Consider the following 7,480-nt stretch of genomic DNA (forward strand, 5'->3'; position numbering starts at 1 on the left):
TCCGAAAGGTGGGAAGAATATCGAGCGCGCGAATGGTAATGCTTTGCATTTGCTTCCGTTAATTATTCCGAAGAAGTTCCTTGGTCTGATTGTTTCAATTTATGTCTATCTGGATACACCCGATCGTTTGCACCATTCGCCCGATTCACGAAACAGTGTGAAAGCCATTCCGGCGTTTTTCTGCAACAGCTTGAGCACTAGTCTGCCGGCATCGATTTTTCCCACTTTCCTGCCGGAGCGCTCTGATGATCCTTCACTACATTTATGACCCGTTGTGCGGTTGGTGTTACGGCGCCAAACCGCTGGTGCAAGCGGCGCAACACGTTTTGCCGGTAATCGCCCATGCGGGCGGCATGATGAGCGGCACCAACCGCCAGCGCGTGACGCCACAGTTGCGCAATTACGTCATGCCCCACGACCGGCGCATCGCCGAATACACCGGGCAGCCGTTTGGCGAGGCGTATTTCGAAGGTTTGCTGCGCGATCACACCGCCGTTTTCGATTCGACGCCACCGATTGCGGCCGTCATGGCCGCTGAGGCCATCGACGCGCGTGGTTTGCAGATGCTCGGGCGGTTGCAGACAGCGCATTACGTGGAGGGGCGGCGAATTGCCGAGCAATCAGTTCTCCTGGAACTGGCGCAGCAGATGGGATACGTCGGGGAAACCTTTCAGGCCACGGTTAAATCGGCTGATACCGAGCACCACATAAAAGCCACTCGTGGTTTGTTGGCCCAACTGGGAGGGCAGGGATTTCCGACTTTTGCGTTGGAAAAGGACGGTCAATTCACGCTCATCGACATCAGTCCTTGGCTGGGCAAGCCGCAGGCCTTTGCCCAATGGTTGGGTGAGGTCATTGGCAGCGAAGGGGTTGGCGAGTCTTCAGCCTTCTGTGGACTGGACGGTTGCGCCTGATACACGCGGGATTCACTGGCTGTGGGCATTTCCGAGCAACCAGTCAGCGGAAAATTTACGTTTCTTAGACGATTTTTGCCTATTTAAAGACGATTCTTGAAATTGACACATTGTTCCGGGCGCGGATAGGATTCGCCCCAACGCCTGTGGCCAACCGCCATGACTCAAAAATAATAAGAAGGCCCGACACGACTTTGTCGTGGGCGGGCCTTTTTGTTTCGGGGTGAAAAAAGAGCGCATGAGCGCCGTTTCAGCCGTTCGACACAGTGCGTTTCAACCCGTAATAAGGAAAACAAAATGTTGAACAAGCGAATCAGCCTGATCGCTCTGGGGATGTTGAGCGCCACTTCGGCCATGGCTAACGACCAGGCCGAATCCAAGGGTTTTCAAGAAGACAGCAGCCTCAAAGTGCTGCTGCGCAATGCCTACATCAATCGTGATTACAAAGACGGTAACAAAGACAAAGCCGAGTGGGGCCAAGCGGCCATCGGTACGTTCTCGTCCGGTTTCACCCAAGGCACCGTCGGTGTTGGCGTTGACGCCTTCGGTCTGTACGCACTGCGTCTGGACGGCGGCAAGGGCCGCAGCGGCGCCGGTGGTATCGACTTTTTCAAACAGGGCGACAGCGGCAACGCGGCTGACGATCTGTCCAAGTTTGGTGCAGCGGTCAAATTCCGCGTGTCCAACACCGTACTGACCTACGGTGACCAGATGCCGGCCCTGCCGGTGTTGAACTACGACAACTCGCGTCTGCTGCCGGAAAGCTACACCGGTACCTTGATCACCTCTAAAGAGATCAAAGGCCTGGAGCTGAACGCCGGTCGTTTCACCGCCGAATCGCGCAAGAGCGCTGAAGGCCGTGACAGCGGTGGTCTGAAATCGATCAACGTACTGGGCGGTAGCTACCAGTTCACCGAACAGTTCAAGGCAGCGCTGTACGCTTCCGACGTCGAAGACGTATTGAAGAAACAATACGTGAACGCCAACTACGTGTTCCCGATCGACAAGGATCAGTCCCTGACCCTGGACTTCAACGGTTATCGCACAAAGCTGGACAACTCTTATGTCCGCGAAAACGGTGTAACCGGTGACGACAACAAGATCTGGAGCCTGGCAGCCACCTTCGCCACTGGCCCGCACTCGTTCACCGTGGCGCACCAGCGCTCCACCGGCGACAGCAACCTGGGCTACGCCTACGGCGGTTATCAGAGAGGTCAGGGTCGCGTCGGCGACGGCGGCAACACCATCTACCTGGCCAACTCCTACTGGTCGGACTTCAACGCTGAAGACGAACGCAGCTGGCAACTGGGCTACGGCCTGGACTTCGGCGCCTTCGGCGTACCGGGTCTGAGCTACAACTTCGCGTACGTGCGTGGCGATAACATCACCACCTCCACCAGTGAAGGCGGCACCGAGCGCGAAATCTTCAACCAGTTCAAGTACGTCGTGCAAAGCGGCCCGGCCAAAGACCTGAGCGTGAAACTGCGCAGCTCGATCCTGCGTGTTTCGCAAAAATCCAGCGAGTACAACGTCAGCGGCAACGAAGTGCGTGTATTCGTCGATTACCCGATCAACATCTTCTGATGATCGAACAGGTGTAATACATCTGAGAAAAACCCCGACTGGTCGGGGTTTTTTTTCGACTGTTTTCCGGTGAAAACCAGAAAAAACCCGTGTTTTTGTCATGTGAAAGTTGTTTTTCAGCCACTTCAAACTTCGTTTCAAACAGGGCTTTAAATGCCTGAAATTCTTTCTCATGGACGCAAATTCTCCACCTAATAGATTAGGCCGCTCAACGCAGCGGAGAATTTGGTAATGATCGTTTTGAACAGAGAAGTGGGCGAATCGCTACGGCGCGACAAATATGTCAACGTCCAGGGTGGTGACTTCAATCTCTACGGTCATTTTGCCGACTTCGTCAGACTGACCAAAAGTTGGGAAAACATGGAGCCTGACAGTTACTACGGTCAGGCCGAAGCCGGCATGCGTTACCGTCGTTACAGCGACTTTGAGTACAACCCCAAAACGCGCGAACTGAAGCAACTTGAGCATCGCGCCTACGTGCAGTCCAAGGAAAACAACGCTTATGTGGGCGGGATGGTGCGCCACTTTCAGGACTTCTCTGATGAAGTCATCGAGTCGCCGGTGATGCGCAGCCTGATCGACACCGATTTTGAAGTGTACAAAAGCGTGTTGCCGGAAGAGCTGCACGATGAAATCTGGCAGTGCCAGATCCATCAGATCCGTATCGAGATCAAACCCGGCAAACAGTTGGAAATTACCCCCGAAGGGATTCACTGCGACGGTTATCCGTTCAGCGGTGTGCACTTCTGGGGGCGCAACAATGTCGAGGGTGCGGAAAGTCGTTTGTACGATATTCATGAGCATCAATTGGCGTCGACCACGTATAAGGAAATTCTCGACACCACCTACTTCCTCGATCGCGACATGCGCCACTACGTGACTCCGGCGCGCAACTCACACACCCATGCCATGGCGTACCGGCAGATTCTGGCGATTTCCTTCTCGCGGCCCGGGACCGCTTTCGACATTGTTCGCTAATCAGATCACCCCAATCGACGGCGTCGAATGTTCGACGCCCGTGGTGCTGCGACGCGCCACGGCCAAGGATGCGCAACCCATGGAGCGCTTCTTCCGCCAGTTCGACGAAGTGTCGTTCTGCGAATGGCAGGACGCCAAATGTCTGCGCGGCGTGTTGATCCAGAAAACCACCACGGCCTATCTCGCCTTCGACGTGGCCGGCGAAATCGTCGGCGCGGTGCTGGGCGGTATGCTCGGCAGCCGCGGCACGATCAACCATCTGGCCGTCAGCCCCTGCTATCGCAGCCAGGGCGTTGGTCAACGCCTGGTTGAAGCGGCGTCGTCCGACATGAAGCGGGTCGGTGTGTTGCGGATGTTTCTGTTCGTCGACGATGCTAACCTCGCGGGCAAGCGTTTCTGGACTGCCCAGGGTTTTTGCGAGCCTCACGGCGAACGGACATTTGAGAGGGATCTATGAATGAAACGTCCGGCAGTGCGCCGCTGATGGTCAACCCTCAGCCGTCGCGCACGTTTGCCGAAGCCAGCCCGGTGGTGGCCGGGTATTTCACGGTGTCGTTTGTATTCGGCTTGATGGCCGTGAATGCCGGACTGCCCATGTGGCTGCCCGTGGCGATGTGCTTGTTTGTTTATGCCGGGGCTTCGCAATTTGCGGCGTTGGCGTTGATCTCAAGCGGTGCATCGTTGACCACCATTGTGCTGACCACGTTCCTGATCAACGCGCGACACATGCTGATGTCGGTGTACATGGCCAAGGCCCTGCGCGCCATGGGCCTCAGTCGCATGGAGCGCTGGTGTTACGCCGGTGGCCTGACCGACGAATCCTTTGCTTTCCACAGCGTGAAACTGGGCACCGGCGCACCGGTGAACGTACGTTATCTGATTGGCTTCAACCTGTTCTGCCACACCTCGTGGGTGCTCGGAGGCCTGCTGGGTGCGGTGTGCGCACAGTACGCGGCGCACCTGATCAAATACCAACTCGATTACGCACTGACCGCGATGATGCTCTACGTGCTGGTGTCACTGTGCAACACACGCAAAAAACTCATCGCTGCCGCGGCGGCCGTGCTGTGCATGGGCGCACTGAGCCTGGTCAGCAGTTCGCCGTTTAATGTGTTTATCGCCACGTTTGTGGGCTGCGGAGTCGGTGTATGCCTGACCAAACGTTCCTGATTCTGGTGGTCGCGCTGATGATGGCCGTGACCTTCCTGCCACGCGCCTTGCCACTGCAAGTCAACACCGAGCACTGGCCGCCGTTTGTTGCGCGGGCGCTGGAGTACTTGCCGGTGGCGATCGTCGCTGCGATCAGCCTGACACCCTTGTTGATCAAGGATCAGCACCTGCAACTCGATCGCCCGGAATTTTATGCGGCGATTCCTACGCTGTTATGTGCGTATTTCAGCAAAAACCTCTTTCTCAGTGTGGCGGTTGGCACGGCTGCGTACATTGCGCTCGGCTCGTTCATGTAGCGGCAGAGCGACGACATCGCTCAACGCCTGGCTCGACAATTCAGGATTGTTCACCGCCAGGCGCACCTCGAGGAAATCCTCGAACCCGGGGAAAATCGTCAGGCCGTTTTTCTGCGCGGCCTCACGCGAGACCATGCCCACCGCGTCCATCTGCGTGATGAGCGACAGCGTCAGGGTTTCGCTGCACGAGTAGACCATGCGCTGACCGTTCTCGTGATTGCCCAGACCTGCGTCGAGAAAACGCAAGAAGCTGTGGGAATACGGACAGTCTTCCGCAGGACGCACCTGAAACTTGTCACCCAGCAACGTCAGCGGATCATTCTCCTGACCGCAATGTGCACCGACCACCTGCACCTGTACCTCGGGCAGGACGATGCTCGGCAAACCCGGTCGCTGCGGGCCAATCAGCACGGCGAGGTCAAAGTCCTCATTCTTCAGTTTGCTGAGGTTTTCCATCGACTCGGCGTAGCTGAACTCCATCTGATAATCGGGAAACACCTCAATCAGGCGCCCGATCATTCGCCGGTTGAAGTCCGGCGATAACGTGTTGTTCAACGCGACCTTCAACGTACGCTGCCCCGGCACTTTCAGAGCCTCGACTTTATCTTCCATCTGTCGCGTGGCAATCAGCACTCTGTCCATATACGGCGTCAGCTCAGTGCCTTGCGGCGTCAGCGTCAGCCCTTTGTTGGAACGACGAAACAAGCGGAAACCGAACTGCTCTTCGACCTTGTTCAACTGCGCGGCCAACGCCTGCACAGTCAGGCACGAATGCTCGGCTGCGGCCGACAAAGAGCCGGTCTGCACGATGCGCATGAGGTTGCGTAAGGTTCTGCTATCCATGGGTAATGCCCTCTAAAGTGGGCTGGGTATTGTTGTTTACGAGACTGCCGATCCGGCGTCCTATGCTGGCTATATTCCAGCACCTGAGCATAGTTGTCGCGGGTTTAGTAGCGAATTGATGTCTCCACCGATGGCTGGAGGCTGACACAGGATCGGGGTTTTTGGTGACGTTGGGGTGATTGCGGTCAAAAAATACTCACGTGAAATAACAATTCGCGGCTTTTTTAACATTCCTGTTTGGATAACGAGCTGATCCGTTAACGGATTAAAAGAAAACAAACATCCGTATCTGTACTAGGCTTAAAGGCATGTCAGCTACCAATGGAGGCGGCCATGCCTACCTCAACCCCAGTCCTCAACCCACGTGAACAACTCGACGCCCCCGAAGCAGGCCGCGTCGCGCTGAAGTTTTTCTTCAATCTCATGGAACGTTGGGGCTGCAACGCCGAGCAGCAGCGCACCTTGCTTGGCGGGGTCGGCAATACAACGTTCTACAAATACAAACATCTGCCGCCAAACGTGCGCCTGCCCCACGACACCCTTGAGCGCATCTCCTATTTGATGGGGATTCACAAGGCGTTGAGCATCATCTTCAGCAACAGCCGCGAACGCGCCTTCACTTGGGTGAGCAGCCCGAACACAGCGGCGCCGTTCAATGGGCAAACGGCGCTGGACTACATGCTGGGGGGTAGGGTGGTCGACATCGCCGACGTGCGTCGCTACCTCGACGGTGTGCGCGGTTGAAGACGCCAGCGCTGGTTGATGTTCAATGGTCGCGAGCCTACCGGATCGTCAACAGCAGCTTCCCGCCGATTGCACTGTTCGAAGACGTACTTGATCCCGAAGACCTGGATATCGCCTATGCCATCGAGGCGCTGACCAACGATCGCCTGATCGAACAGGCCGGCGTCCTCGCCCGGGTGCGCCCAGCCGATCGACTCTCCGGCCCCGGCTCGACTCCGGTAATGGCCGCGTTCACCCACATCGGCAAAAGCAGCCGCTTCTGCGACGGAACCTTCGGCGTTTACTACGCCGCCAGCAGCCAGGCCGCCGCCATCGCCGAAACCTGCTATCACCAGGAGCGTTTTCTCGCTGCCACCCACGAGGCGGATCTTGAGTTGACCATGCGCACTTACGTCAACCGGGTGGTCAAACCGCTGCACGACGTCCGCCGCGATTACCCGCATTTGCACAACGCTGATCCGGACGCCTACGGCCCGTCTCAGATCTTCGCCCGACAACTGCGTGAAACAGAGTCCTGGGGGTTGCTCTACAACAGCGTTCGCTTAGCCGGGCACGAATGCGTCGCGGCATTCCGCCCGCCGGCGGTGTCGATTCCCAAGCAGGGCAAGCATCTGCGCTATGTGTGGAGTGCGAGCCAGCGCCGGATTTCGTTTGTGTTTGAAATCAGTCAGGTTTGAAACAAGCAGACCCTCGCAGTAGCGAAGGCTTTGTATGTTTAATACCCAGAAACAACAAAGCCCCTGCATTTCTGCAGGGGCTTTGTTTTGTATGGTGCCGGCACCAGACGAACGGTACGTTTCGGCGGGACTAGGGAAACTCTGAAAAAGGTTTCAAAATCTGGTGAAATATCTCCCATCACATGAGCTGAACGGTTGATCCCCCCATGAAGCAGATTTCTTTCGCCGATGCCGAGTACGCAGGTAAACGTAAGCGAACCCGCCGTGAGATTTT

The 7,480-nt window shown here is 56.6% G+C and carries 10 protein-coding genes; 8 read left to right on the plus strand and 2 right to left on the minus strand.

Annotated features, from left to right (window positions below; all coding sequences use genetic code 11):
- Positions 1–245 precede the first annotated feature (245 nt).
- The 6 genes from K5E40_RS12765 to K5E40_RS12790 all read left to right on the plus strand — a co-directional run bounded on the left by K5E40_RS12765 (position 246) and on the right by K5E40_RS12790 (position 4,942).
- Complete coding sequence (locus K5E40_RS12765; protein WP_221731056.1) at positions 246–914, plus strand: DsbA family protein; 669 nt, start codon at positions 246–248, stop codon at positions 912–914.
- Between the two features lie 297 nt (positions 915–1,211).
- Positions 1,212–2,498, plus strand: a complete 1,287-nt coding sequence (locus K5E40_RS12770) for an OprD family porin (protein WP_221731057.1) — start codon at positions 1,212–1,214, stop codon at positions 2,496–2,498.
- Positions 2,499–2,729: 231 nt separating this feature from the next.
- Entirely contained in the window at positions 2,730–3,476 is a 747-nt protein-coding gene (locus K5E40_RS12775; protein WP_221731058.1) for a 2OG-Fe dioxygenase family protein, read from the plus strand.
- A gap of 79 nt (positions 3,477–3,555) precedes the next feature.
- Positions 3,556–3,933 (plus strand): GNAT family N-acetyltransferase, encoded by a 378-nt coding sequence (locus K5E40_RS12780; protein WP_175555635.1) that lies wholly within the window; start codon positions 3,556–3,558, stop codon positions 3,931–3,933.
- Positions 3,930–4,646, plus strand: coding sequence for an AzlC family ABC transporter permease (locus tag K5E40_RS12785; RefSeq protein WP_221731059.1), 717 nt, complete (start codon positions 3,930–3,932; stop codon positions 4,644–4,646). Before K5E40_RS12780 ends, K5E40_RS12785 begins: the two co-directional genes overlap by 4 nt.
- Positions 4,625–4,942, plus strand: coding sequence for an AzlD domain-containing protein (locus tag K5E40_RS12790; RefSeq protein ID WP_003220702.1), 318 nt, complete (start codon positions 4,625–4,627; stop codon positions 4,940–4,942). Before K5E40_RS12785 ends, K5E40_RS12790 begins: the two co-directional genes overlap by 22 nt.
- Here K5E40_RS12790 and K5E40_RS12795 read toward each other — a convergent pair.
- Positions 4,859–5,785, minus strand: coding sequence for a LysR family transcriptional regulator (locus tag K5E40_RS12795; RefSeq protein ID WP_221731060.1), 927 nt, complete (start codon positions 5,783–5,785; stop codon positions 4,859–4,861). The genes K5E40_RS12790 and K5E40_RS12795 overlap by 84 nt on opposite strands.
- Before the next feature lie 333 nt (positions 5,786–6,118).
- On the opposite strand from K5E40_RS12795, the gene K5E40_RS12800 reads away from it, so the two are divergent.
- Both K5E40_RS12800 and K5E40_RS12805 read left to right on the plus strand, forming a co-directional pair.
- A complete protein-coding gene (locus K5E40_RS12800) occupies positions 6,119–6,529 on the plus strand; it encodes an MbcA/ParS/Xre antitoxin family protein (RefSeq protein WP_221731061.1) in 411 nt (136 codons plus the stop codon).
- Positions 6,530–6,540: 11 nt separating this feature from the next.
- Entirely contained in the window at positions 6,541–7,206 is a 666-nt protein-coding gene (locus K5E40_RS12805; protein WP_409339136.1) for an RES family NAD+ phosphorylase, read from the plus strand.
- Between the two features lie 38 nt (positions 7,207–7,244).
- Here K5E40_RS12805 and K5E40_RS12810 read toward each other — a convergent pair.
- Positions 7,245–7,480: hypothetical protein (locus K5E40_RS12810; RefSeq protein WP_221731063.1), on the minus strand; the 236-nt coding region annotated here is incomplete at its 5' end.

It is taken from the genome of Pseudomonas baetica (genome assembly GCF_019733355.1).
GTDB lineage: Bacteria > Pseudomonadota > Gammaproteobacteria > Pseudomonadales > Pseudomonadaceae > Aquipseudomonas > Aquipseudomonas baetica_A.